This window comes from Lysinibacillus sp. A1, from assembly GCF_000801965.1.
Taxonomy (GTDB): Bacteria; Bacillota; Bacilli; order Bacillales_A; family Planococcaceae; genus Lysinibacillus; species Lysinibacillus fusiformis.
The window spans coordinates 1-25,304 of the sequence record NZ_JSZM01000020.1; the positions used below are offsets into that span (position 1 = coordinate 1).

The 25,304-nt window shown below is 37.9% G+C and carries 29 protein-coding genes and 1 pseudogene; 19 read left to right on the forward strand and 11 right to left on the reverse strand.

Annotation, left to right across the window (positions count from 1 at the left end; genetic code table 11):
* Positions 1-1,122, forward strand: a pseudogene (locus PI85_RS25175) (collagen-like protein); the annotation flags it as partial.
* A 20-nt stretch (positions 1,123-1,142) separates the two neighbouring features.
* Here the strand turns inward: PI85_RS25175 and PI85_RS16195 are convergent.
* Complete coding sequence (locus PI85_RS16195; RefSeq protein WP_036125670.1) at positions 1,143-1,844, reverse strand: DUF421 domain-containing protein; 702 nt, start codon at positions 1,842-1,844, stop codon at positions 1,143-1,145.
* Between the two features lie 166 nt (positions 1,845-2,010).
* Between PI85_RS16195 and PI85_RS16200 the strand changes: the two genes are divergently transcribed.
* A complete protein-coding gene (locus PI85_RS16200) occupies positions 2,011-3,039 on the forward strand; it encodes a serine hydrolase (RefSeq protein WP_036125672.1) in 1,029 nt (342 codons plus the stop codon).
* Between the two features lie 32 nt (positions 3,040-3,071).
* Here PI85_RS16200 and PI85_RS16205 read toward each other — a convergent pair whose 3' ends face one another.
* Positions 3,072-3,365, reverse strand: coding sequence for a hypothetical protein (locus tag PI85_RS16205; protein WP_036125674.1), 294 nt, complete (start codon positions 3,363-3,365; stop codon positions 3,072-3,074).
* Positions 3,366-3,462: 97 nt separating this feature from the next.
* Here PI85_RS16205 and PI85_RS16210 point away from each other — a divergent pair, with 97 nt between their 5' ends.
* A complete protein-coding gene (locus tag PI85_RS16210) occupies positions 3,463-4,023 on the forward strand; it encodes an AAA family ATPase (RefSeq protein WP_036125676.1) in 561 nt (186 codons plus the stop codon).
* A 29-nt stretch (positions 4,024-4,052) separates the two neighbouring features.
* Here PI85_RS16210 and PI85_RS16215 read toward each other — a convergent pair whose 3' ends face one another.
* The 3 genes from PI85_RS16215 to PI85_RS16225 form a co-directional block, all read right to left on the reverse strand.
* Entirely contained in the window at positions 4,053-5,231 is a 1,179-nt protein-coding gene (locus tag PI85_RS16215) for a Ger(x)C family spore germination protein (protein ID WP_036125678.1), read from the reverse strand.
* Between the two features lie 322 nt (positions 5,232-5,553).
* The gene (locus tag PI85_RS16220; RefSeq protein ID WP_036125679.1) at positions 5,554-6,930 is read right to left on the reverse strand and encodes an MATE family efflux transporter; all 1,377 of its coding nucleotides are present in this window, start codon (positions 6,928-6,930) and stop codon (positions 5,554-5,556) included.
* Positions 6,931-6,950: 20 nt separating this feature from the next.
* Positions 6,951-7,430 carry a DUF6530 family protein gene (locus PI85_RS16225; protein ID WP_036125681.1) on the reverse strand — a complete coding sequence of 160 codons (480 nt, stop codon included), beginning with the start codon at positions 7,428-7,430 and terminating at the stop codon, positions 6,951-6,953.
* Between the two features lie 697 nt (positions 7,431-8,127).
* On the opposite strand from PI85_RS16225, the gene PI85_RS16230 reads away from it, so the two are divergent.
* The 4 genes from PI85_RS16230 to PI85_RS16245 all read left to right on the forward strand — a co-directional run bounded on the left by PI85_RS16230 (position 8,128) and on the right by PI85_RS16245 (position 13,201).
* Positions 8,128-8,598 (forward strand): peptide-methionine (S)-S-oxide reductase, encoded by a 471-nt coding sequence (locus tag PI85_RS16230; protein WP_036125683.1) that lies wholly within the window; start codon positions 8,128-8,130, stop codon positions 8,596-8,598.
* A gap of 28 nt (positions 8,599-8,626) precedes the next feature.
* Positions 8,627-9,112, forward strand: coding sequence for an NUDIX hydrolase (locus tag PI85_RS16235; RefSeq protein WP_036125685.1), 486 nt, complete (start codon positions 8,627-8,629; stop codon positions 9,110-9,112).
* Between the two features lie 540 nt (positions 9,113-9,652).
* Positions 9,653-9,988 (forward strand): hypothetical protein, encoded by a 336-nt coding sequence (locus PI85_RS16240; protein ID WP_036125687.1) that lies wholly within the window; start codon positions 9,653-9,655, stop codon positions 9,986-9,988.
* 147 nt (positions 9,989-10,135) lie between these two features.
* Positions 10,136-13,201 (forward strand): ATP-binding protein, encoded by a 3,066-nt coding sequence (locus PI85_RS16245; protein WP_036125690.1) that lies wholly within the window; start codon positions 10,136-10,138, stop codon positions 13,199-13,201.
* A gap of 27 nt (positions 13,202-13,228) precedes the next feature.
* On the opposite strand, the gene PI85_RS16250 is transcribed toward PI85_RS16245, so the two are convergent.
* A complete protein-coding gene (locus PI85_RS16250; RefSeq protein WP_233301146.1) occupies positions 13,229-14,104 on the reverse strand; it encodes a DMT family transporter in 876 nt (291 codons plus the stop codon).
* A 205-nt stretch (positions 14,105-14,309) separates the two neighbouring features.
* On the opposite strand from PI85_RS16250, the gene PI85_RS16255 reads away from it, so the two are divergent.
* The 3 genes from PI85_RS16255 to PI85_RS16265 all read left to right on the forward strand — a co-directional run bounded on the left by PI85_RS16255 (position 14,310) and on the right by PI85_RS16265 (position 15,670).
* The gene (locus tag PI85_RS16255) at positions 14,310-14,780 is read left to right on the forward strand and encodes an Lrp/AsnC family transcriptional regulator (protein ID WP_036125694.1); all 471 of its coding nucleotides are present in this window, start codon (positions 14,310-14,312) and stop codon (positions 14,778-14,780) included.
* Positions 14,781-14,942: 162 nt separating this feature from the next.
* A complete protein-coding gene (locus tag PI85_RS16260; protein WP_008174769.1) occupies positions 14,943-15,221 on the forward strand; it encodes a metalloregulator ArsR/SmtB family transcription factor in 279 nt (92 codons plus the stop codon).
* A gap of 65 nt (positions 15,222-15,286) precedes the next feature.
* Complete coding sequence (locus PI85_RS16265; protein ID WP_036125697.1) at positions 15,287-15,670, forward strand: VOC family protein; 384 nt, start codon at positions 15,287-15,289, stop codon at positions 15,668-15,670.
* Between the two features lie 48 nt (positions 15,671-15,718).
* Here PI85_RS16265 and PI85_RS16270 read toward each other — a convergent pair whose 3' ends face one another.
* Together PI85_RS16270 and PI85_RS16275 are read right to left on the reverse strand one after the other, a co-directional pair.
* On the reverse strand, positions 15,719-15,898 hold the full coding sequence (locus PI85_RS16270) for a hypothetical protein (protein WP_036125698.1): 180 nt from the start codon (positions 15,896-15,898) through the stop codon (positions 15,719-15,721).
* A gap of 82 nt (positions 15,899-15,980) precedes the next feature.
* Complete coding sequence (locus PI85_RS16275; protein ID WP_036125700.1) at positions 15,981-16,823, reverse strand: copper amine oxidase N-terminal domain-containing protein; 843 nt, start codon at positions 16,821-16,823, stop codon at positions 15,981-15,983.
* Between the two features lie 141 nt (positions 16,824-16,964).
* Here PI85_RS16275 and PI85_RS24705 point away from each other — a divergent pair, with 141 nt between their 5' ends.
* A complete protein-coding gene (locus PI85_RS24705) occupies positions 16,965-17,129 on the forward strand; it encodes a hypothetical protein (protein WP_164908711.1) in 165 nt (54 codons plus the stop codon).
* Between the two features lie 129 nt (positions 17,130-17,258).
* On the opposite strand, the gene PI85_RS16280 is transcribed toward PI85_RS24705, so the two are convergent.
* Positions 17,259-17,726 carry a DinB family protein gene (locus tag PI85_RS16280; RefSeq protein WP_036125701.1) on the reverse strand — a complete coding sequence of 156 codons (468 nt, stop codon included), beginning with the start codon at positions 17,724-17,726 and terminating at the stop codon, positions 17,259-17,261.
* Between the two features lie 89 nt (positions 17,727-17,815).
* On the reverse strand, positions 17,816-18,433 hold the full coding sequence (locus PI85_RS16285; RefSeq protein ID WP_036125703.1) for a LysE family translocator: 618 nt from the start codon (positions 18,431-18,433) through the stop codon (positions 17,816-17,818).
* Between the two features lie 246 nt (positions 18,434-18,679).
* Here PI85_RS16285 and fabZ point away from each other — a divergent pair, with 246 nt between their 5' ends.
* From fabZ to PI85_RS16305, 4 genes are all read left to right on the forward strand, one after another.
* On the forward strand, positions 18,680-19,105 hold the full coding sequence (gene fabZ, locus PI85_RS16290; RefSeq protein ID WP_008174760.1) for a 3-hydroxyacyl-ACP dehydratase FabZ: 426 nt from the start codon (positions 18,680-18,682) through the stop codon (positions 19,103-19,105).
* Positions 19,106-19,232: 127 nt separating this feature from the next.
* Positions 19,233-19,727 carry a hypothetical protein gene (locus PI85_RS16295; protein WP_036125706.1) on the forward strand — a complete coding sequence of 165 codons (495 nt, stop codon included), beginning with the start codon at positions 19,233-19,235 and terminating at the stop codon, positions 19,725-19,727.
* Positions 19,711-20,151, forward strand: coding sequence for a DinB family protein (locus PI85_RS16300; protein ID WP_036125708.1), 441 nt, complete (start codon positions 19,711-19,713; stop codon positions 20,149-20,151). The genes PI85_RS16295 and PI85_RS16300 overlap by 17 nt, the downstream gene beginning before the upstream one ends.
* 78 nt (positions 20,152-20,229) lie before the next feature.
* Complete coding sequence (locus PI85_RS16305) at positions 20,230-21,051, forward strand: polysaccharide deacetylase family protein (RefSeq protein WP_052323541.1); 822 nt, start codon at positions 20,230-20,232, stop codon at positions 21,049-21,051.
* On the opposite strand, the gene PI85_RS16310 is transcribed toward PI85_RS16305, so the two are convergent.
* Positions 21,032-21,304: a hypothetical protein gene (locus PI85_RS16310; protein WP_036125710.1), complete on the reverse strand. Its 273-nt coding sequence runs from the start codon at positions 21,302-21,304 to the stop codon at positions 21,032-21,034. The genes PI85_RS16305 and PI85_RS16310 overlap by 20 nt on opposite strands.
* 127 nt (positions 21,305-21,431) lie before the next feature.
* On the opposite strand from PI85_RS16310, the gene PI85_RS25240 reads away from it, so the two are divergent.
* The 4 genes from PI85_RS25240 to PI85_RS16325 all read left to right on the forward strand — a co-directional run bounded on the left by PI85_RS25240 (position 21,432) and on the right by PI85_RS16325 (position 25,017).
* Positions 21,432-21,563 carry a hypothetical protein gene (locus tag PI85_RS25240; protein WP_325167544.1) on the forward strand — a complete coding sequence of 44 codons (132 nt, stop codon included), beginning with the start codon at positions 21,432-21,434 and terminating at the stop codon, positions 21,561-21,563.
* A gap of 21 nt (positions 21,564-21,584) precedes the next feature.
* Positions 21,585-22,214: a GNAT family N-acetyltransferase gene (locus tag PI85_RS16315; RefSeq protein ID WP_325167543.1), complete on the forward strand. Its 630-nt coding sequence runs from the start codon at positions 21,585-21,587 to the stop codon at positions 22,212-22,214.
* Between the two features lie 316 nt (positions 22,215-22,530).
* Positions 22,531-24,045 (forward strand): S41 family peptidase, encoded by a 1,515-nt coding sequence (locus tag PI85_RS16320; RefSeq protein WP_036125713.1) that lies wholly within the window; start codon positions 22,531-22,533, stop codon positions 24,043-24,045.
* Positions 24,046-24,114: 69 nt separating this feature from the next.
* Entirely contained in the window at positions 24,115-25,017 is a 903-nt protein-coding gene (locus PI85_RS16325; RefSeq protein ID WP_036125715.1) for a CobW family GTP-binding protein, read from the forward strand.
* Positions 25,018-25,304 lie beyond the last annotated feature (287 nt).

Here is a 25,304-nt window from a genome sequence, read left to right on the forward strand (position 1 = left end):
GGACCACAAGGGATAACAGGATCAACAGGAGCAACAGGATTACAAGGAATTACTGGCCAAACAGGAGCCATAGGCATTCAGGGAGTGACAGGACCTCAAGGGGCAGTAGGGAATACAGGGGCGACAGGCCTCCAAGGACTAGTAGGAAATACCGGAGCAACTGGGCAACAAGGTACAACCGGTGTCACAGGAGTGACAGGGAATACTGGGGTAACAGGAATCACAGGAGCAACGGGCCTCCAAGGACTAGTAGGAAATACGGGAGCCACTGGGCAACAAGGTACAACCGGTGTCACAGGAGTGACAGGGAATACTGGGGTAACAGGAATCACAGGAGCAACGGGCCTCCAAGGACTAGTAGGAAATACCGGAGCAACTGGGCAACAAGGTACAACCGGTGTCACAGGAGTGACAGGGAATACTGGGGTAACTGGGATTACAGGAGCAACGGGCCTCCAAGGACTAGTAGGAAATACGGGAGCCACTGGGCAACAAGGTACAACCGGTGTCACAGGAGTGACAGGGAATACGGGGGTAACTGGGATTACAGGAGCAACGGGTCTCCAAGGACTAGTAGGAAATACCGGAGCGACAGGCCTGCAAGGAGCCACAGGTATTACTGGAATCACAGGGGTTACGGGGGCAACTGGAGCAAGGGGGACTACGGGTGTTACTGGTATAACAGGCACGACTGGCTCTACGGGTCCGAGTGGTTCTGGACTCATGGAAGTATACTTATCTACAGATCAATCAGTTGGTAATAATGATTTTCTAGGAACAGGCAATTCATCAGCTTCTTTTGTGAGGAGTTCAATCGTTATTCCGGAAAATGCTATTATTCGAAGTTTAACGTTGAATATACGAGATCATTCACTTAGCGCAGGACAAATCGCTTCGGCACAAGTATTTATAAGCACGAATGGTGGTTTCACTGCCCCAACTGCAACAGGGATTATTGCGACAGTGACAGGACCAAGTTCAATAACTACTCCAAATAGTTGTGCGAAGGCAAATGCGAACTATTCAATTAATAGTTGTACACTTCTTTCTGTGCAAGTGACTACAACTGGTGGAGCTTTTTCAAATGGCGTTTCTGCAACTATCATTTTGACCACTATTTAGTGTCATTCAATGAGACTCATTTAATATAGGAAAATCTGCAAATTGTCATGTTGATCGATGGTTGCTAAGAGTATATTTTTTATATTTACTTTATGAGTTGTCGTTAGTTGTTCATGTAACCAGTCTTCCGTATGTTTAGTTTTTTGTAGTTCATGATAATCAATTTTTCCTTCTTTACTAAGAATAATTGGTAGAAAAAAGGGCTGAGGTTTTAGGTTCAAATCTGTACGTGTAGTTGTTTGGAGTTGTGTGTGCAAAAAACTAGAGCTTGATCCGTCTGGTTCCCATAAAGCAAGCGCAACATTTTGAACCTCTTCTATTTTTTCCTTTCTTAGTTCAGTCAATAAAAAATCTACCGATATTCGAGCTCTACGTAAATTTTTAGATATGATTTTCCCATTTTTAATAAGGGGGATTGGGGGAGCGTCGATAAAATGTCGAAATGTTATCCATTTCAGACTCAAAAAAACACCAATCAGATATAAAAAAACTAAAACCGTTATGGTAATCATGGAACCCTTCATTCCTAAACCTTCATCAGATAAGGGATGGGCGATAATATTACCAAGAGTAATGGCCATAGCAAAGTCCAATAATCTTAGTTGTGAAATAGAACGCTGCCCCATTATTTTTGTTGCAAAGAGTAAGAAGAAAAAGGCTACAATTGCTCTAAGTACCCATTGAATGGCAGTAAGTGATTCTTGACTTTGAAAGAAATCCACAATGATAGGTCCTCTTTTTTCTTATTTTCTCCGTACCTCATTTGAATATTCATGAAAAATTGCAAGGCTAGAGACTAAAAAAAACTTGTGAAAATACTGGCTAATCTATATTGTTAAATAGAGAGAGTCATTATTTAGAAAATTTAATAAAATTAGGGGAGTCTGTATGAATACAAAATTACATACAATCATAATGGATATTCAACAGAAGGTTGATTTTTCAGGGACAGTGCTTGTGGAGAATCGAGAGAAGGGTGTCTTAGTCAATCAAAGCTTTGGGTATGCTAATCGTTCTGAGCAAATCAAAAACCATGCAAAAACTCGATTTGGAATTGCTTCTGGTTGTAAGATTTTTACGGCAATAGCTATTGGTCAGCTAATAGAACAAGAGAAACTTTCGTTTGACACGAAATTATATGAATGTCTTAACCATCATTTTGACCATTTGGATCGGAATATAACGATTCATCATTTACTGACGCATACTTCTGGCATACCAGATTATTTTGATGAGGAAGAAATGGAAGATTTTGAAGAGTTATGGGTCGAAAATCCAATGTATCATCTTCGAACATTGAGTGATTTTTTACCGTTATTTCAAAATCGCCCTATGAAATATAAAGTAGGCGATAGATTTCATTACAACAATGCCGGCTATATTTTATTAGGATTAATTGTAGAACAAACATCGGGATTGGTTTTTTCAGATTACATTCAACAAAATATTTTTGATCGAGTGAAAATGACGGAATCAGGCTATTTCTCGTTGGATGCTCTGCCGTCAAACACGGCCTTAGGTTACATCGACAATCCAGATGGTACATGGAAAACAAATATTTACTCATTACCCGTAAAAGGTGGTTCTGATGGGGGAGCATTTGTCACAGTAGGTGATATGGCGAAGTTATGGCAAGCCCTGATGAATTTTGAACTTTTAAATGAAGATTTAACACAGCAGCTTCTAACAGTACATGTAGAAACGAGTGGAAATAATGGCTATGGACATGGTGTATGGATTAAAAAAAATAGCAAATCATCTATTCTGAAATACCATGTTATGGGGTACGATCCTGGGGTTTGCTTCCACTCAGCATATTATCCAGAGTCCTCTTTCAAGGTTGTGATCTGTTCCAATAAATCAAGTGGAGCCATTGATATTATGAAAGGAATAGAAGAGGCGTTAATTTCAATTTAAGAGACTTGAACTGTGCGTATTTTATACAAAAATTAAGTGGAAAAACGATTTTGTCTTTTTAATTTCTTTTGCTTATAGGTTTTCAACGAAGCATAACTACCAATGGCCGCATAGCCATAAAACCAGCCCATAAATAGGCCCGCTAACAAATTGTGGCGATGGCTGATGAAGACGGAAATGAGTAAGCCGATAACTAAAGCGATGGAGGGTACCCAAAAAGATTTAATATGGCATAGCCTCTTCATCAATTGTGTTAGAATCATCACCAATGGGACGGCAATGATGGCATCCCAAAAATTCGTATGTATGAGTGGGAAATGTTCCATACTTTTCACCTCGATTAGAATGATTTACAACTATTGGTTAGCCGTAAACATAATTTTATACTTAAAATGACAGAGAGCATTTCCTAGGAGGTAACGAATGAAATTTGTTCTTATATTTGGTCCTCAAGCTGTTGGAAAAATGACAGTCGGGCAGGAATTAGCTAAAATAACAGGCTTAAAGCTATTTCATAATCATATGACGATTGATTTGGTTAGTCATTTTTTTGACTATGGTACGAAAGAGGGGAAAAGGCTAGTCAATTTGTTTCGACAGGAGATATTCGAAGAAGTTTCAGCTAGTCATTTAGATGGATTGATTTTTACATATGTTTGGGCGTTTGATTGTCAAGAGGATTGGGACTATGTGAAGCAAGTTGCTGAGCTTTTCGAATCCAAAGGTGGCATGGTGTACTATGTAGAACTTGAGGCTGCTCTAAAGGAGAGACTTCAGCGCAATAAAGGATCTAATAGACTTGAGCATAAACCTTCAAAAAGGGATCTTGCTTGGTCTGAACAGGACTTGTTAACCTCTATAGAAGAATACAGATTAAATTCAGTCGATGGCGAAATCCAATTTCCCAATTATATAAAGATAGAGAGCACAAATTTAAGTGCGGAAGATGTTGCAAAAATGGTCCAAGACAAATTCCGTTTATAAGAAAAAACGCTTGGCTCCCAAGCGTTTTTTTATTCAGAGGGATCTGGTCTTTTAATTTTGATGATTTCAGAAAACGTTTTGCGCCCTGGATTTATTTGCGAAACGTCAATGGAAATTTTACGAATAGAATTCTCTTGTAAAGGGATTTTTCCATCTGTCTCTAACCTTTTCCATGCTTTGACGTTGTCTCGATAAAGTACCTCTGATAATCGGAAAATATCTACATCTAATTTTAATCCCTCATTATAGGTTTGGCGGATTTCCTTTTTCACTTCTTTGATAATTTGCTTCTTCAGTTCTTTTTCGCTAACTTTTCCTTTAAAGCCATTAACGGTTGCACGAAGTTGTAATTCGACATCAAAATAAACTTCCTCTTTGTTCACTACAGGTATTTTTTTGACTTGTAATTTATCAATACTGACGGTTAACTCTTCTTTACCATCTGTTCTTAATTTAAAGGTGATTTCTCCTCGGTTTGTGTAATTATGCATCCATTGATTACCTCGGGCAGCCTCATCTTTCACAAACCCTTTAAAGCCGTCTTTCGATAAAATGCCGACACCTGAAAAATAGGTTTCCTCTACATTTTCCTCGTCCGTTTGCCAATCTTTCCTAATGGATACATAAGGTACTGTCACTTCGTGGTTAGGCTCATTTAATCCAATAACGATTTCTCGTAAATTTTTTGGTTCAACAAATGTTTCCTGTTCTGTTGGGTTAATCGGATTACTTAGCTTTGAGGAAGACAGTGAATTTTTTAATATTGGTGAGACAAGGAGGACATCGTGCACTGGATCCTTTGTACAATACATCCAAATGTGATACCTTGTATCTCGAAAACGAATAAACGTATCAATAACGGGGATAAATCGCTCATTTTCCAAGGCGCTCTCCGAGAAAATGATATATCTCATATGCCCCCAAAAAATTTGTTGGTCAGATGATCGATACAATTTATAGATAGCCTCTTCTACGGTTCTCCCTTTTGCACGGCCAATTTCAGCAGGTTCAGCATTTGAACTAGGCTGAACCGATTTTGCGACATCAGCAAAATTGATAATTTGTAAATAGACCTCATATTCATCATCAACGTAATCAACACCGACTGCATTGATATAGTACATTCTTTGTGGCTCTGTAATATCCCAGCAACCTGCGAGCAGGGTTGTTAGAAAAATCATCACTATAAATTTGAAGGTTGTTTTCATCGTTTCTCCACTCTCAAGTAGCTATTTTATAATAGTAGCTTGGACAAAAGCTGGTGTTTTTATAAAAAAATGTAGGGTATTTTAATACGTTTTGATTGTTTATACACCTAGGGGAAAATGAATTGAAGAAAATGAAAAAATTTATTATTTTACGTGTAACTTTTTTGAGCGGAATACGACTAATCCATTAGTAGAATACAAAAAACTGAAGCAAAGTAGTAAAATTCACTTTTCACAAAATGACCAGGGCTCACTGTCGAGTACCTGGTCATTTTGTATTTATTGAAAAAAGGACATGCTTTATTTGCATGTCCTCAGTCCATTAATCGTTAAGCATAGCTTTTAATGTTCGTTTTTGCCAGCCTAGCTTGAAGTAGGCATATTGCATAATGAAATGCACACAGAAGGTAATTGGATAGGCTAACCATACACCATTTAAGTCTAGTGAAGTGTGGTGAGATAGTAGGAACGCTAATGGTACCTCAACTACCCAAATCGTAATGACTAAGAAAATTGTCGGCCATAAAACGACACCTGTTGCACGCATCGTAGCTGAAACCGTTTGTGTATGACCGAAAATTAAATAACTCCAAAAGGCGATATATAAATAATTTTTGGCAATGAGCACAGTATCATGTGAATCAATAAAGAAGGCCAAAATTGGCTCGGCAAATAGATACATGATCAGTATAATGGCGCCTCCTAAAAGATAATTGATACGGACACCCATTTGGCGAATTTTTTTAATCATCTCTGTAGAATTTGCGCCTAATGCCTGTGCGACAAATACAGATGTAGCAATGGCAATACTCATCGCAGGTACCTGTGCATAGCTAGCGACCTGATTAACAACGCCGTAAGCTGCTGTTGCATTGGAGCCATAGACGTTGACAAAGCCAATGACTGCAATTTCTGCGACAGAGATAGCGACCATACTAATACTAGATGGAATCGCTAGCTTTAACAAAGAAGCTAAAATATCTTTCTTCAATTTAAAATGCTGTAAAATAGATTTGTCTAAACGCAGTAAATGCTTTGTTTTATGCAAATATGCCAATAACAAGATCATTGTGACTAGGTTTGATAAAACGGATGCATAAGCGGCACCATTTAAGCCAAATGCCGGCAGGCCAAACCAACCGAACAGTAATGGGGGAAGGAAGGCGATATTTAACACAACACTAATAACTAAAAATAGAAATGGTGTTTTTGAATCGCCAACTCCACGCATAAAGGTAGTATATACCATATACCAGAACATAATTGGTAGTGTGAAGAATAAAATTTGGGCATAGCTAATACTCATGTCTAATATATTTGCTGGTGTTTGCATAAAACGTAAAATCCACTCAATAAAAAAGCCGCCAAAGATCGCCACAACAATGGATAAAATCGTTGTGAAGGCGAGCGTTACTCCAACAACTTCCTTCATTTTAGCATGATTACCAGCCCCGTATGTTTGCCCGACTAAAATGGAGCTACCTGATCCAATGCCAATGGCAAATGCCATTAAAAAGAAGAAAAATGGGAAAAAGGCTGAAATCGCTGCTAATGCTTCGACACCTAAATTACGCCCCACTAAAAACATGGCAAAAACCTGGCCAACGGATTGCAGGACATTTGCCAACATAACAGGAATTAAAAAATTAAAAAAGGCTTTCTTAAGTTGTTGATCATCTTGTAACATTTGTGCATTCATCAATAGGTTCCTCTTGAGTTTTAATAACCCATTTCTTTTAAGATTCGTGACAATGTGCGCAGTCGTTCACCAATTAGCTCACCATCATTATTTAACGCTTGTTGAAAAAGTTGAATATCTTCATGGATTTGTTCATTTTCTGTGCAAACTTCCACAGTCATGGCATCTCCCTGTAAGCCTACACGCTTAATCACAGGGTTTTCTTCATCATATAAATGCTCGAAGCGATAGGCCTCTTTAAAATGAAGTTGCGCCTCACATACTAAAATAGCAAGGTCGAGCACACGATGTAGGGGAAGTTCTTCTGATTGACGAGACCATTTGCCACCCGTATGGCGCCAAACTTTCGCAGAAATATCCACTTTTCCTCTGTCATTCCACTGTGCTAAACCAAGAGAAAGACCTTGAGCATCAGTTTGATATGCTGTACGCCCATCAATATTGGCATAGTTTTCGGCAACAATTACAGGTTTATGTTTTAAATGTGTTGGGATGTTCATGTTAAAAAAACTCCTTATCATTTGGATTTAGTAATTTACTAAATTACTGCTTTAGTAAATTTAGCATTAGCGACTTCATAAGTCAATCCAAAAATTAGTGGAGTTAACCTGTATGATATTGGCCAAGCAATATTACGCAAGACAAATGGAAGGTTTTAGTGCATGTTTTGTGAGCCTAGGTTTACCCTGCTTTTCTGGATGAATCGTATCGTTGTATGGAGCCGCATTATGTATATTGAATATGCAAATGAAGGATCATGAAATATGCATGTACGGGGGAGGAGTATGTACAAGCAGCATGTAGGAATCTACATATTCTAAAAGTATGCTGGATGCTCTGGACTATGTCTTGTGATTTATTCTTATCGCTTGCCTTGGAGGAATCATTTAAAGGGGTTATCCAAAAGATTTAAAAAATTTTATAAATAAGCTGTAACTTTTTCATCGTGAACACGACTACTGTACTAGTAGGATACAAAAACTAAAGCAAACTAGTAAGTTTCACTTTTCACAAAAAGACCAGGGCTCCCAGTAAGGTGAGCACCCTGGTCTTTTTGTGTTTAGAGAGAAGATAGCCTGTAATTTGATCGATTTTCATGATAGTATGGAATAAGTATTTAGAAATTTCTTACAATAATATCCGGAGGAAGTAGATAGTCCGTATGATTTGTGTCATTAAACAAAGAGGTGAATAGGGATGGAAGTAGTATATTTTGCAGGTGGTTGTTTATGGGGAGTACAAGCTTTTATAAAAACCTTACCAGGCATTGAGTTTACAGAGGCAGGAAGGGCCAATGGAACAAGTCAAACACTTGAGGGGGATTACGATGGGTATGCTGAATGTGTCAAAACAGGATTTAATCCGTCCGTTGTAACCATCCAGGAATTAATGGGGTATTTTTTTGAAATTATTGATCCTTACAGTTTGAATAAACAAGGACAGGATGTTGGTGAGAAATACAGAACGGGCGTTTATAGTGAAAATCCGGAACACTTACTAGAGGCGAAGGCGTTTCTTGGAGAGAGAAATGATTACGATTTGATCGTTGTTGAAGTATTACCTCTTACGAATTATGTGAGAAGTGCAGAAGAGCATCAAGACAGGCTAGCAAAATGTCCAAATGATTATTGTCATATTCCAGAAGAACTATTAAATAAATATAAGTAAGAGAGATGATTATTTTCGGAGGAAAAAAATGACTACTACTTATGTAAATTGGGGACAATCAAAAGTTAAATTAACTTGGGAAAAAAATAACTTACTGCCCCCCTATCATTTAATAACAAGTGTACATGGCTTTTGTTTTCACGGGGATCAATTATTATTGGTAGATGTCAATCAAAGAGGATGGGATTTTCCAGGAGGACATATTGAATCTGGTGAAAGACCAGAAGATTGCTTTAAAAGGGAAGCGCTGGAAGAGGGTTATGTGGAAGGAGAATGTGAGTTGTTAGGACACATCATCGTTGACCATCATGAAAATCCATTATGGACAGAAAGCAGTCCCTATCCTAAAATTGGTTATCAACTATTCTACAAAATGTCTATAACAAATTTGCTCCCTTTTGAAGGCAAATTTGAATCTGCTCAACGGATGTTTGTCAATCCCAATGATATAGCCTCTTATTATCACAAATGGAACATTCTTTATAAGGAAATAGTAGACTGTGCAATACAATAACAGCCTCGAATATATACATTGGCCCTATAAGCGCTCAAACATAAATGTATATATCTTTTATTCCTTAGTCTTTTAATGTATATACTCTTTTTATTATTTTTTTCTGTCTTTCACATCCGAACAAGTCGATAAACGAAGAAAGAACAATTCAGGTTTGAGTTAATCTCGCCAAACGATAGTAATATCATTATATTGGATAAGCAAAGCGGGGAGTATTGCCGAAAGTATATAGAACCTAATGAGGGACCCACTGATTGGGAAAAGCAAAGTTCGCCAATTACTAATAATGTAATTTCAAATGCAGGTACATAAAAATCAACCACTTGCTGATGTAACGCATCTTTAGGCATGTCCTCTTCATGCACGTTTGGCAAGCCACTTAAATGAGGAAGGCATTGTATATGGATGCTCATAACACTCATCGCCCTAATCTTGCTTATCATCTGCGAATGTAAATGGAGATGTAAATATACAGTATTTTTAGAAAAATGAAACTTTTACCAAATGGATGCGTACATAAAGAAAGAAGGGGGTTTTAAAATGAACCGAAAACATTATATGATGATGGTTATTGCATTTATTGTAGAATTTGCCCTAACTTATTGGATTGCCTCCGTATTTTCTGTCAGGTTTATAGAAGTCATGTTTTTCACAGGGGCTGCCTTTACATTAGGAACGCTCTACTTTACAAGTAGTGGTGGAGCTATGTCAAGATTCTTTGCAGCTCAATCTGGAGCCGTAACAGGCATTATCCAGGAACGAGACCGATTTCAGTTTAAAGCGGGTCCTGTGTTTATAGCATCACTTATATTCGTACTAATAGGTTTGGTATTCTTTATCTTACTTGTTACAGGCATCATTCCACCGCAGAAATGATAATAGGTAAGGGAAATCAAGATAGTCACTAGACTGTCTTGTTTTTTTGGGGGAAACTAGATTGTTCAGATTCTGTTTAAGTAGACTTGGTAGAATAGGAGGTTATGGGATTACTTTTAGAAGGAGGAGGTGTTATGATCATTCACTATGAAACATAGAAAAATCGCTATCATCATTATATTGTTTATAGTCTGTTTAACAGGTACTCGTATTTTATGGCTTCAATCATTTACGCAGCCCGATCAACCATATGCAATGAAAGGGCAGATGGATGTCCGGAATTTTGATTTTCAACAAAGTGCAATAACTCTTGATGGCGAATGGTCCTTCTATCCATCGCAATGGTTGATGGATAGTCATTCTTCCAACCAGACCTACATACAAGTCCCGGATGGGTGGGACAAAGTTTTTCAGGAAGGGGAGCAAAGCCCATTTGGATATGGCTCTTATCGACTAAAAATTCTGGTTCATCCAGATGAGACAAAAACCTTTAGTATAAGGGTGCCAAGTATTCGCAGTGCCGCAGAAATATATGTGAACGATCGCTTAATTGCGAAATCAGGTGAGCTAGGTGAAAATCGAGCACAAACGGTGGCTAAAAATGTACCGTTTACAGCCTCATTCGAGACAAATGGTGAAAGTGAAATCGAACTGATTATTCAAGTAGCCAACTTTCAGGATCCTCGTAATGGGGGAATTGTCCGTTCTATTAAATTTGGACAAGAAGATGTGATCAATCGGGAGACACAATTGTCCGTCACAATGCAACTATTAGTGGCAGTTGTTTTAGTCTTGCATGCCATCTACTCTGTTATTCTCTATTTAGTTGGAAATAAAGATAAACGCTTACTATTCTTTTCGATCTTAACCGTAAGTATTATGTTTTATTATTTATTAGGAAGTGATGATAAACTTCTTTCATTTTGGTTTCCCATAAATTATGATTGGGGTTTTATATTAGTCCATCTTTCTATGGTGGGCATTGGCTATTCATTACTGCAATGTATAGAACACTGGCTACCGCCAAATTTACAGCTCTATAGACGTATGTACACTTTTTTCAGCATGGTAGCGATCCTATTAGCCTTTACGTTACCTATACGTTATCTTGTTTCCATGCAAGCTTTTTATATTGTTATTCTAGGAGCTCCAATCGTTATTACTTTAATCTTAATGATTGGAAAATCCATAAAGGATATTCGCAGAAATGTTTTTATTTTATTAGGATTAGTGGCCTTTGTGAATAGTATCATTTGGGATGTTATGCTGCTGATTACAGGAATAAAAATCATTTCTTATCCTTTTGATTTGATTGTGACAATTGCCTGTTTAGCCACATTGTGGTTTAAAGATTATGCAAAGGTACATACCGATACGAAGGAGCTTGCTCATAAACTGCAAGAGACTGATAAAATCAAGGATGAATTTTTGGCAAGTACCTCTCATGAATTACGTAATCCACTTCATAGCATTATCAATATGTCTAAAGCAGTACTTGATCGTGAAGCCAAGACGTTAACTACAAAAAGTGTGAATGATTTAGAAACTCTCCTGTCCGTTGGGAATCGAATGTCTTTGTTGTTAAATGATTTGCTGGATGTCATGCGCTTGAAAGACAATACACAAAAATTACAAATAAGTATGGTTTCCGTCCATTCTATTGTAGTAGGTGTATTTGATATGCTGCGCTTTATGATTGAAGGGAAGCCTGTTCAGTTCGTCCTGAAAATACCAGAGGATTTTCAAAGAGTACTCGCTGATGAAAATCGTGTGATCCAAATAGTCTTTAATTTAGTGCATAATGCTGTGAAATTTACGAATGAAGGGTCGATTACGATTTCGAGTTTTACGCGCAATGGGATGGCAAATATCGTCATTACAGATACAGGTATCGGGGTGGACGATGAAACCATGCGTCGAATATTTGAACCATATGAGCAAGGTACGATCAGTAAAACGATGGTAGAAGGAGGGTTTGGGTTAGGGCTTAACATCTGTAAGCGGCTCATTGAATTGCATGGTGGGACATTGGAAGTGAAATCCGTTGTAGGACAAGGCTCTACCTTTAGCTTTACATTGCCCTTAGCGGATGAATCAAACGTCCAAGTACCACTTGAAATGGTACGACAGGACGTTAGCAGTAGTTCAGAGCGCACAACAAGTTTACAAGCAGAATTGGAGGACAATCGAAGTGCGGAGTGGAATCATCCGCGTATTTTAGTAGTAGATGATGAGCCTATTAATTTGCGAGTAGTGGAGACAATTTTAGCAAATGAACAATATGACATTGTTACGGTGACAAGTGGTATAGAAGCGCTAGAATGTATTCAGTCACACGACTGGGATTTAGTTATTTCAGATGTGATGATGCCCAAAATGTCAGGGTATGAATTAGTGCGTCTCATTCGGAAGCAATTCGCCATCACCGATTTACCTGTATTATTGCTGACAGCGCGTAGTCAACCCCAGGATCTTGAAAAAGGTTTTTTAGCAGGTGCGAATGATTATGTGACTAAGCCTGTCGATGCACTAGAGCTACGATCACGAGTAGCGGCATTAATAAAGGTGAAGCGATCCATTCAAGAGCGTCATCGTATGGAGGCTGCCTGGCTGCAGGCACAAATTGAGCCTCATTTTCTTTTTAACACGTTAAATGCCATTTTAACATTGAGTGAAATGGATAGTGAACGAACAAGTAGATCAGTAGAGGCACTCAGTGATTTTTTAAGAGAATCCTATAATTTTCAAAATGTTGAAGCACTTGTGCCATTAGAAAATGAACTTACGTTAATTCAAGCTTATCTCTATATTCAGCAGGAGCGCTTCGGCGATCGTATTCACGTTAAATGGGATTTAGAGGCATCTACCGATGTGCTCATCCCTTCATTAACTATTCAGCCCTTAGTTGAAAATGCCCTACAGCATGGTATTTTAAAACGGACAGAAGGGGGAACGATCCATATTCGGATTTTTGAAAGTGAATCACAACTTGAAATTACAGTTTCGGACAATGGTGTTGGCATGGATGAACTACGTTTGTCCCAGTTACTTCAAACAAACCAACAGCCGCACAAAAGCATTGGTTTAATGAATACCCATCTTCGCCTTCAACAGCATTATGGGCAAGGATTGACTATTACGAGTAAGCTACATGAAGGAACATCTGTTTCTTTTGTAGTTCTTGTGAAGAAGCCCGTAAAACAAGAAGCATGACACGTCTGTGTGCCATGCTTCTTTTCTTTATAGTATAGCCTGCGGAGCTTTTGTTTTAAAATGGGTAAATAGATAGCAACCCATAATGACGATAAGTCCACCAATTCCCTGGAGCCAAGACATATTTTCCCCAATAAATAAATAGGCGAGAAGGGCAGTGAAAATGGGATTGAAGTTTAAAAAAATCCCCGATGTTGTCGCCCCTAATTTCTGTACACCTATATTCCAAAATACCATGCAAACAACCGTGGAAATAATACCAGTATATAGCATGGAAAGAATGAAAGATGTATTGACATTCGTGAAGGTAAAGTCTGTGCTCGTGAATGGTAGGAGTAGTAGCACACCAAATATCCCGGCATACAAAGTAGCCATTAATGGGGAGGCTGTTTGCATAGCCCATTTACTACATACGGAATACAGACCCCAAACGCACACAGCTGCCAGCATCCATAAATCGCCTGTATTCAATTGAAAATCCAGCAACAGCTGCCAATTTCCTTTTGAAAGAACGAGAACTACCCCGAACAATGATAAAACCATTGCCGATAACTGCCATTTCGTTATTTTTTCCTTCAGCAAGACAAACGAAAAAAGGGCAATGGATATTGTATTCATCGTAGAAATAAGCCCAGCATTAGTAGAGGTCGTACGCTCTAATGCTAGAAACTGAAAAATATTAAAGAGAGCAACCCCTGTAACACCCATTAAAAGTAACGGGACAATCGCTTGTTTAGGGGGAACTAATTTTTTTTCTTTCCACCAAACCAAAGGGACAAGGACAATGATGGCAATGAACCATCTGACTGTAGTCAATGTCATAGGAGAAGCATGGGCAACAAGCGTCTTGGCTACAACAAAATTCCCTCCCCACAGGAAACTTGTGACAAGCATTAGACCCATATACAATTTAACCAAAGCTCGTAACACCCCTCTTAACTTTATGTATATTAAGAATCATAGCATTAACAGTGATTTGGCTGTATAATATTTTGTGAAATTGATTAAATTTGAAATAAAATAAAGTATATAGGATTTTTTTAGAATAATCTTCGTAATATAGACTCTGTAGATACGTCATAAAAAATAATCAAAAGGGGAGATATCAATGGAGGATAGCAAAAATAAAGAACTAGACAGGACGGATCTTCAAATTTTAGATATTTTGCAGCGAGAGGTTCATATTAGTAATGCTGAATTGGCGAGACGTGTCAACTTATCGCCACCAGCGACTCATACAAGAGTTAAACGAATGGAAAGCGAAGGCTATATCGATCAGCAAGTCGCTATTTTAAATCAGGAAAAACTAGGATTTGATTTACTGTGTTATGTTTTTATGAGTACGGATATCCATCAAGCGAAGGAAATAGAGGAATTGGAAACAAGCCTACAAACGATGACAGAAATATTGGAATGTCATTGTTTAACAGGTGCCTATGATTATTTATTAAAAATCGTTATCCGAGATCGTCAAGAATTAAATCAATTTATTCGGAAATTAAATAAGTTAGGCATCTCTAGAATTCAAACAAATTTATCCTTACGAGAAATCAAATATTCCACGGTGTTACCCTTATAAAAAACACAGCAAGTGTGAGTGTCCTACTCAAGCTTGCTGTGTTTTTTATTATTATATATTTACAGAAATATATTTATTTAAAACTGCTTTGTTTTTACTTATAGGCAACTGATAGGTTGCTTATACTTGACACGCAACCGAAAAGTTGCCTATAATCGGTTTATGAAATGGGACAAAGACGCTATATTTAAAGCACTTGCAGACTCGACTCGGAGACTTATAATAGACGAGCTATGTGAACAAAATGAGATGACTTTATATGAGTTAACGGTTCGTCTACTGATGAAGTACGAGCTTTCCATAACGAGACAAGCAATTGCTAAACATCTTGCTGTTTTGGAGGGGGCAGGGCTTGTCACATCCAAGCGGAAAGGGAAATATCGAGTTGTTATGTTTAACAATGAACCACTTAAAGATTTATTGAAGGGGTGGGTAGAGTAGTTTTTTGAACATCATACAGTAGGGCGTGCAAGCATTTTGTGCAACTAACAGAGGAGGCTATTCAAATGAACATTATCGTGAACAGTATATTTGTAACAGACCAAGCAAAGGCATTGTCATTTTATACAGAAAAGCTTGGATTTGTTAAAAAGGAAGATGTACCATTAGGAAAGCATAGATGGCTGACGCTTGTATCGCCAGATGAGCAAGGTGGAACTGAGCTTTTACTAGAGCCGGATGAGCACCCTGCCGCAAAGGATTATCAAAAGAGAATATTCGCTGAAGGTATTCCTGCAACAATGTTTGGTGTTGCAAATATTCATGAGGAGTACAAGCAATTATTAGAAAAAGGCGTAGAATTTACGATGACGCCAACAAAAATGGGGGCCGTCACAATAGCTGTCTTGGATGATACTTGTGGCAACCTTATTCAGATTATCCAAAAATAATTCATGATGAAAGCGTGTTTTGAGTCTATTCAAAACACGCTTTTCTATTTATTCATGTATGGCTAAACCTCGGTCATTCTCTAATAAATCAAGGGTTTCTTTTGGTTGTGCATTTACGGTTTGTTCTTTAGCTTCAGCTTCTTCGCTTGGCGGCGCTTCTTCCGATGAACAGGCTGCTAAAACAAATAGTAATATTAATACCAAACTAAATGACAGTAACTTCTGCATGAGGCAAACCTCCATCCATAAAACGTTGATATGAATATTTTGCACATTTTCATACAGAATATGTTTAGTTTACTGTTATTTTTTAAAGAACGGTATTGCTAATAATTTTGTTAAAACCGTTGTTAGTTGCGGCATTCATAAGCTGTTGAATAGACTGCATTTTATTATCTGAGAATATATACCAGCTATCATGATAAACATCATGGAGAAGAAGCGTAGGATAACCTTTTAATAGTTCATCAGGGAATGCTTGGTTTAATGAATACGTATCGAACTGCTGAACACTTTTATTGTCAGCGTTTAAGAAATCATATTGTCCAAGCTTATAATAGGAACCAGGTATGTCCAGATTTAATTGCCAAGAATAGTCTTTAGGCGCTTCTACTTTATCTCCTTTTTGCAGAAAAATTTTGTACATAGCGTGGTGATAGCTATGTCCCTTAACTTCTTGAATAACTCCACCCATCGTCATGTGATATTCGTAGTGAAGAGTCTTTATTTTTTGATTGTTAATGAATAGGGGCTTTGTCGCAATATTAACCGTACTTTGTTTGTAATCGACTTGACTGCCGAAAGTTTCAGCAATAAAACGGATTGGAACGTAGGTACGATTATTTTTAAGATATGGTGTTGTATCCAATTGTTCAGCTTGGCCGTTTTGAATAACAGTCTGACTGTTTAAAGTTAAAATAACGGTTGATTGGTTCGTTGAAAGGGTAATTTGTGAATCCTTCCATTGTACTTGCGCACCTAAATTTTCACTAATTACACGCAAAGGTACCATTGTTCGATTGTTTTTGACCTCAGGCGCTGCATCGGTTTTCACGACAACCTCGTCAATCTTCAGTTGAGGTGTTGCTGCGTCAGCGGGGGAAGCTGTCCATAATACAGATGTTAATAATAAGCCTGCGAAGATTTTTTTCATGGTTGTTACCCTCCTTTATTTTTACGACCTTATTTTACCATAAAATTCTAATAGGATTATAATAGATTACTATTTATTATTTTTTTACAGTGTATAAACCGGTTTTGAAATCGAATACTAACCATGAAAGGAGGTTTTTTTGTGAAATATTTAACATGGGGCATAGTTGGTGCAGCATTGTTTGCTGCGATGAAAGGCTACGGGAAATCCAATCAAGGACAGAAGGATAGCTACCAACAAACGACAACACCTGTTCAATTAGTAGCTAATGCAAATCCTTTAACAGCGAATACACCGAAACAGTAAAAGGCGTCACAGCTTATAGATTACTTTGATCTATAAGCTTGTTATATTTTACATAAAAATCCCCTGGTTTTTAGCTGAAAGGTGGATAGAATATTGGTTTTATTCATGATCAATTTAAAAAGCTATTGACTAAGACTCGTTAAGTATCCGATGAATCGTTAAGATTGCCTGCACATGCATGCCCTCATGGAAAATAGTTCGCAGTAGTACTTGTTCTATAGTTTGCATGCCCATCTCAATGGGAGGGAATTCTTCCATTAAACGATGACCATATTGTTCCTTTAGCTGCTCAGGCTGCTGGGCCAATAATATTTTTAATGCGTCAAAAGATGGGGTTTTTTCATCAAAATGATCAGGTGAGGTACCGAATCCAAACCAGTTGGTGAAATGGTCTAGTTCTTTATGTTTGTCTTTTGTTAGAGCCTCTATCCATAAATATTGATCGAGATATAAATGGCCCATATTCCAGCGGATATTATTATGGAAGCCAGTCGGAATGATATTGGCCTTTTCCTCTGTTAGTTGATCTAGTATTTGTAGTAACTCGCTTCGATAATGCTGTAGTTGTTGAAATAAATTTTCTTGACGATGATTCATTGTAAAACCTCCTTTTAGTATGTATTAGCTATTGCCACCAATTTTCCTCCAAAAAAAAGAAGAACTCCAATTTGGGTTCTTCTCGTCATTTATTTGCTTTGTGTTTGGAGGGCTAATCTGACACCTAGACCGATATAGACAAAGCCAACCGTTTTCTCAAGCCAAAAGGAGCTTCCACTTGTTTTCGTAAACATTTTTTCTCCGATAAAGCTTGTTACAACAGCAAGTAAAATAGTATACAACGCACTCATGACAACAAATGTAATGCCAAGTGTCAGCAGTTGAACTGTCACAGATGTCTCATTATGCTGGATAAATTGCGGTAAAAAGGCAAGGAAAAATAATGCCGTCTTCGGATTTAATATTTCGGCTAAAAAGCCTTGGCGGAATGAAGTACTCGCTGGGCTTTGTTCCACAGTAGGCTGTTCAATTTTCTTCGGCTTTGTTACGAGCATTTGTATTCCTAAATATACAAGATAAGCTACACCTATATATTTCACTACTTCAAAGGCTGTGGCAGATTTCATTAAAATAGCAGATAGCCCTAAAACAGCTGCCAGAGTATGGACTAAGTCGCCTAGACCGATACCTAATGCTGTATAAATGCCATTCTTTTTACCACTTTTTAACGTTTGTGTAATGGTGATAATGACTGCAGGTCCTGGAATTAAAAATAATAAAAGAACTATTGCGATAAAAGATAACATGCTTACCATCCTATTCTAATAAACTAATCATTCTAGGGTGAATGCATGACATATTATATTCTAGCTACTATAGAGCTGTCGATAAAGAAATATTGAAAAAAGAATGAAAAAATATTCAGAAAATAATAAACGGATAATATAGAAGATTTGAATGGATGATTCGCTGTATAGTTTAGGGTATTTTTTAGTACCAACTAATAGTATTTAATGATAGAATGAGATCATTAAAAATTTGGAGGTATCCGCATGTTAACTAGTCAACAAATACAAGAAATTTTACCACATCGTTATCCATTCCTTTTGGTGGATCGGATTGAAGAATTGGAGGAAGGAAAACGTGCAGTAGGTCTTAAAAATGTGACGATCAATGAGGAGTTTTTTAACGGTCATTTTCCCCAATATCCTGTGATGCCAGGTGTGCTGATAGTGGAAGCATTAGCACAAGTTAGCGCGGTCATCATGCTAACGAAGGAAGGCAATGAGGGAAGACTGGGATTGCTAGCAGGCATAGATCAATGTCGTTTTAAAAAACAAGTGAAGCCTGGAGATCAATTACGTCTTGAAGTAGAAATTACACGTGTAAAAGGCTCAATCGGTAAAGGGAAGGGAATTGCGACGGTTGATGGAGAAATGGTGTGTGAAATGGAGCTTGTGTTCGCGTTTGGCAATTAAGAAATTTGCTCAATAGACGGTGTTAACGCCATTTTAGCGTAAAAATAGATAAAGACTTGCTTTAAGGCGTACTACACCCCTAATTTTCTTTCATATAATAGTAATCATTATGACCGAAGGAGGGGGATTGAGGGTCGCTATAGTAGAATGTAATGAAAAGCGGTTACGGCCGGAGGAAGCATTAGATAATGATTTTTGTGATCGATTTGTACAAAAAATGCATAAACAAATTCTCCATAAGAAGCTTCACCAAGATATTTATCAGTCCTATTTTGTTATTTTTCAGCAACAATATACAACACAGGAGCTACGCTTTATCATCCGTATGTTAAGGCAGCAGGCGGAGGAAATTATGCGTTTAAAGCCTATTTTCATCACTTTAAGTGGGGTCATTTTGTCCGTGTTTACGTTGATTGCTGCCGCTGTGAATAGCCAATTGATGATGGGACATTCTCTTGTCCAAATTGTGGCATTGGCGATATTGAGTTTGAATGTCACGATTCTCTTTATTTCCTATAAAATTGAAAAAGAACATAAACGAGTGCAGGCTGTGATAGCGTTAGTAGATTATTACGTGACCATTTATCAAACAGGAGATGATCATTATGCCGAACATCATTGAATCATTACGTTATTGGTTGCTGAAAATCCCCGAAATGTTTCACATTATGACTGAAACAGAAATGACAGAACGCACTGCTCAAAATAAATGGTCTAAAAAAGAATGCTTAGGTCATTTATGCGATTCGGCCCTCATCAACCTTGAACGATTTATAAAGATTCAATACGACGTTTCACCATATGTAGTGTCTACATACGACCAAGTTCAATGGGTCGAGCTACAGGGTTATCAAAAAATGCCTATAGAAGAAATCTTATTATTATGGACGAGCTTAAACAAAAAAATAGTGGTGGTATTGGAAAATCTCTCAGAACAGGCATTATCTCGTCCATGTGAAATGGGTCAACAGCAAGAGGTGACACTCAAATGGCTCGTTCAGGATTATCTCGATCACCTAGAGTATCATGTGAAAAAGCACTTATAATATTTATCGAAACATAAGCATTTTTTTGCGAAATCCTCAAATAATAAAGTACGAAAAAATATTTGGGGACGTGAAGATTTGAAAAAATTATTACTGTTTCTACTGCCTCTTTGTTTGATCACAGTGTCATTTTTCTATGTCAAGGCGAGCTCTTATGACAATAAAGGCAGAAAGTATTATGAAGAGGCTGGACAAATACTTTGGGAAATCAAAACGGAGGAGAAAATCATCGCACTCACCTTTGATGATGGCCCACATCGCACGTACACAGCGGATGTTCTCGATGTTTTGGATAAATATCAAGCAAAAGCCACATTCTTCATTGTTGGACAAAATGCAGAAAAAAATCCTGAGCTTATTTCGAGAATGTACGATGAAGGGCATGAATTGGCCAACCATACGTATACCCATCCTTTAAAAACAAATGTAACGAATTTGATGAAGGAAATTGATCAAACGAATGAGACCCTTTATAGTATTACCGGCTTTAAACCGACTTTATTCCGTCCGGTAGAAGGGCAGTTCTCAGATGCGATGATCGATGCGATCGCGAAAGAGGGCTATAAAGTGGTGATGTGGTCATGGCATTTGGATACGCTTGACTGGAAGAGCCCAGGCGTTCATCGAATTGTGAATACTGTCTTAAAAGGTGTAAAGGCAGGTAATATTGTGTTATTTCATGATGGTGGAGGGAACCGAGCACAAACTGTAAAGGCGCTAGAGCAAATTTTACCGGAGCTTGAAAAACAGGGCTATCGCTTTGTGACCGTTTCAGAATTGCTTGAAGTACAGATGGCCCACAAAAAAATGGAAAAAAACAGTAGTGTTGAGAGCCTTCTTTCAACACGACTGTTTATTACGCTTTCTCTTTATGTAAAGGTTATTTCAGCATTTTTTTGATGTGCTTCAGCTCACCAATTAAATAATCAATTTGCTTCTGCATAGTATCAATTTGCACGTTTGATTGGCTGTCACCATTATTATTTTGAGAAGAATCCTTATTCGCGTTGACAAGTGCCTCTAGCGCAAGACCTGCTGCAATGGTTTGGAGGCCATCTCCCAGTGTTGAGATAGCTGTGCCGATATAAGATAACTTAGCTGCATAAATTTCCAAGGAATCATTGTTTTGATCGGGCTTATTATTTCTCCCCATTATCCTTCCTCCTTATGTTTGTCATTACTTGCATCATATGCGGGAGGAAGAGAAAAGGAGAACGATTTAAATGATTCATAAGAAATGATAAAATTAGCAGAACAACTAAATATTGAAGGGGCGGCCATTGACACATATAGAGATTGTTGAAATGGATGGACAATTGTTGGAGGGGATAGGCAGTTTTTGTTTAAGGAGCAAGAAAAAAAGTGGAGGCAGTGGAGGCTATAAAGGTAAAAATAACTGGCTACATCAATAATTTGAAAAGGGCTTACGTTATGTGCAGTTAGTAGAAGATCATCAACAAGTGGGCTTTATAGAATATACTGACGCAGAATATTCCTCTAGGGTTGTACATGCAGAAGGCTATATAATGATTCATTGTTTATGGGTTAGCGCTGTTGGAAAGGGATACGGTACACAATTATTGCAAAAGTGCATAGATGATGCAAAACAACGGGGTAAAAAAGGAGTCGCGGTGCTAACTAATGATCAGACATCGTGGACCCCAAGCAAGGCTTTATTTTTACAGCACCAATTCCAACTAGTCGCCACTGCACCTTTTGATTTCGAATTATTGGTTTACCCATTTAGTGAAGATGTAGAGTTACCTTATTTTCCTGAAAATTGGCATGAACGTTTAACAGGCTATCACAACTTGACGATTCTTCGATCTTTTCAATGTCCATATGTAGAAGTCGCAACGGAGAACATTTTAGCCGCTGCCAGCAAGCTAGATATTTCAGTAGATTTAGTCGAAATCCAAAGCCGTGACGAGTTAATGGAGAAATCACCGACACCCTATGGTATCTTCTCTGTCATCTATAAAGGACAACTTATTTCCTTTCACCGATTAACGGTTCATTCTGTTTATAAAAAGCTTCAAACCCTATTAGAAGAACCTGTGTAAAAAAATTACCATGATTTGAAACTTTTTCAGTCACTGGCACGTTATATTTTTATAGTATTTCTATGATTCAATTGAATTTTTAGTTGACTGCTACTAGGAAATGAGTAAAATTAGAAGGCAGTACCATTATATACCTTAAGCTTCTATAGGGAATGATGGGTCCATAAGCATTTGGATGCGAGATGCTAGGAAGCAGGATCAGACAAGGTCTGTCATAAAATTTCGACAGTCTTTTTCTTTTCGTCTTCTGTATAACCTGTTAAGATGGTAATAGTGTGACAACAAGTTAGTGTATATGAGAGTGGTGACAATCAAGATGGATGAACAGAAAAATGAAAGTACGGAACAGCAGCAAGAGCCAACACCTGCTGAAATTAAGCCGGCAGGACAATTTATACAATTAAAACCGTTTAAATTCATCATGCTAATGTTCTTTACAATTCTTATTACTGCCGGTTTAACGATTTTTGCGTTAACATTTGGTGATAAGAAAGTAGTAGAAGTAAAAGTTCCTGTAGAACGTGAGGAATTTACGAAATTATATGAAGCATTTGATTTACTAAAAAATAACTATTACAAAGATATTGAAGATGAAAAGGTTGTCGATGGTGCTATTAATGGCATGTTCGACGCTTTAGGAGACCCGTACTCTGATTTTATGGTGAAGGAAGAAGCAGACCAATTTAACTCTGGTTTATCTTCAAGCTTCCAAGGAATTGGTGCAGAAATTCAAGAGCGTAATGGTTATATTACAGTTGTGTCACCGATTAAAAATTCCCCTGCTGAGAAGGCAGGCTTATTACCAAAAGATATCATCTTAACAGTTGATGGGAAAAGCATTCAAGGTTTCAGTGCTACAGAAGCAGTAGCGTTAATTCGCGGCGAAAAGGGAACGCCTGTGAAATTATCAGTGAAACGTGGCGACAATACGGAGCCTATTCAAATGACAATTGTTCGTGATGAAATTCCAGTAGAAACTGTTTATGGTGAAATGCTTGATGGCAATATTGCTCATATTCAAATTACATCGTTTAGTGAACAAACTGCCCAAGAGCTTGAAAAAATCCTCGTGGAGTACGAAGGCAAAGGCATGAAGGGGATTGTTTTAGATTTACGTCAAAATCCAGGTGGCTACTTAAAGGCTGCAGTGGATATTTCTAATCTATTCGTTCCAGAAGGCAAGGCCATTGTACAGGTACAAGAAAAGGATGCAGAACCAGAAGTCACAAATGCGATTGCTGGTAAAAAATATAACCTACCAATTACAGTTCTAGTTGATGGTGGTAGTGCTTCTGCCTCCGAAATTTTAGCTGGTGCTTTAAAAGAATCTGTTGGTGCAAAGGTTGTTGGTGAAACATCCTTCGGTAAAGGCACAGTCCAAAATGTGACTCCGTTAAAAGACGGCTCTAATCTGAAGTTTACTACTGGTAAATGGTTAACGCCGAAAGGTAACTGGATTAATGAAAAAGGGATTACTCCTGATGTCAAGGTCGCTTACCCAACATATGCGTCATTACCATACTTGAATGCTTCTATAGAAATGAAGGCAGGTATGCAATCAGACTCTGTGAAGGCTGCAGAAGAAATGCTCCAAGTATTAGGGTACGAGCCTGGTGAAATAGATGGTCTTTTCGATGACAATACAGCGCATGCAGTAGAACAATTGCAGGCTGCGAATAATCTTGAAGAGACAGGTGTTTTAACAGGAAACACAACGTATGCATTAATGGATGCTTTACGTGCAAAAATGAAAGCTGATGATCCTCAGTTGTTAAAAGCGAAAGAGCTTCTTTTAGGTACAGCTGATAAGACTGAGGAAACTACAAACTAACATTACAGCTGTCGCAACAGTCGTTTTCACGGCATCTGCGACAGCTTTTTTTATAGGAGGAAGAAAAGAATGAAGGATGTATACCTATTTAGTGGCTTTTTAGGAAGTGGTAAAACATCGATGCTGACAGATGTGATTCGCCAACTAAAGGAGAAAAATTTAAAGCCCGCTGTTATTATGAATGAACTGGGGAAGCTACCATTTGACTCACAGGCCGTGGAAAAGGATATTCCGCTCAAAGAGATGCTAGAAGGCTGTATTTGCTGTTCAGGTGCTGAAAAAACAGAGGCACAAATTCAATCTCTTCTATTAGATAGTGATTTTGATGTATTAATTATTGAAACAACGGGTGCTGCCCATCCGGTCGAGGCTTTAGATGCGGTATATTCACCATTGTTTGCTGATAAGCTAAATGTCAAAGGCATAGTAACAGTGGCTGATTCAAAGCTATGGCTTCACCGTGATACGCTGACACCACAAGTACGCTCTCTATTTATGGAACAAATTCGCCATGCTCACTTATTATTAGCAAATAAAACGGATCTTTTAACAGAGGCAGAGCAAGCACAAGTAGTCTATGAGCTACAAGGCTTAAATCCCCATGCCTTTATTTTGCAAACGACCAATGGACGAGTACCACTGTCATTATTAGAGAACTTAAAGGCAACGGCACAAATGGATAAAGCTGATATTGTGAAAGCGCCGATAGCCTCTATGCAACTAGGCTCACGCTTAGTAGAATTCACTGATATGGAATTTACCCAGGAGCAATTTGAAGAATGGGTGCGTGCATTACCTGAAACAATTTATCGAATGAAAGGGTATGTGCCGATAGACGGCATTAAAAATCCAATGCTGTTCCAATATGCATATGGCATGGTTCAATGGCTACCAGAATATATAAAAATGCCAGCGAAACTTGTTATTATCGGTGAAAACGTTGGGTCTCTTCCTGTCATTGGCATTCAATAAAGAAAATGTAAACCTGTGGATTATTGCACAATTTAGACAATGTGTAGATTACACAGGTTTTTTTATTTTTATGTAAAGAGAATGTAACGTTTTTGTAATGTGTTTGTAATATAAATAGTGAGAAGAGCCACTAGAACTAGTGATATCACAATTCTGGCGGCTTTCAATAAGGATCTTTAGACTAACTGAATCATTGAATAGCGCATACATTTTGGATTCACTTTTATGGTGAATTTACGATAATATTTGCTAGATTTATAGGGGTGTCAACCCACTTTCAAACGTAA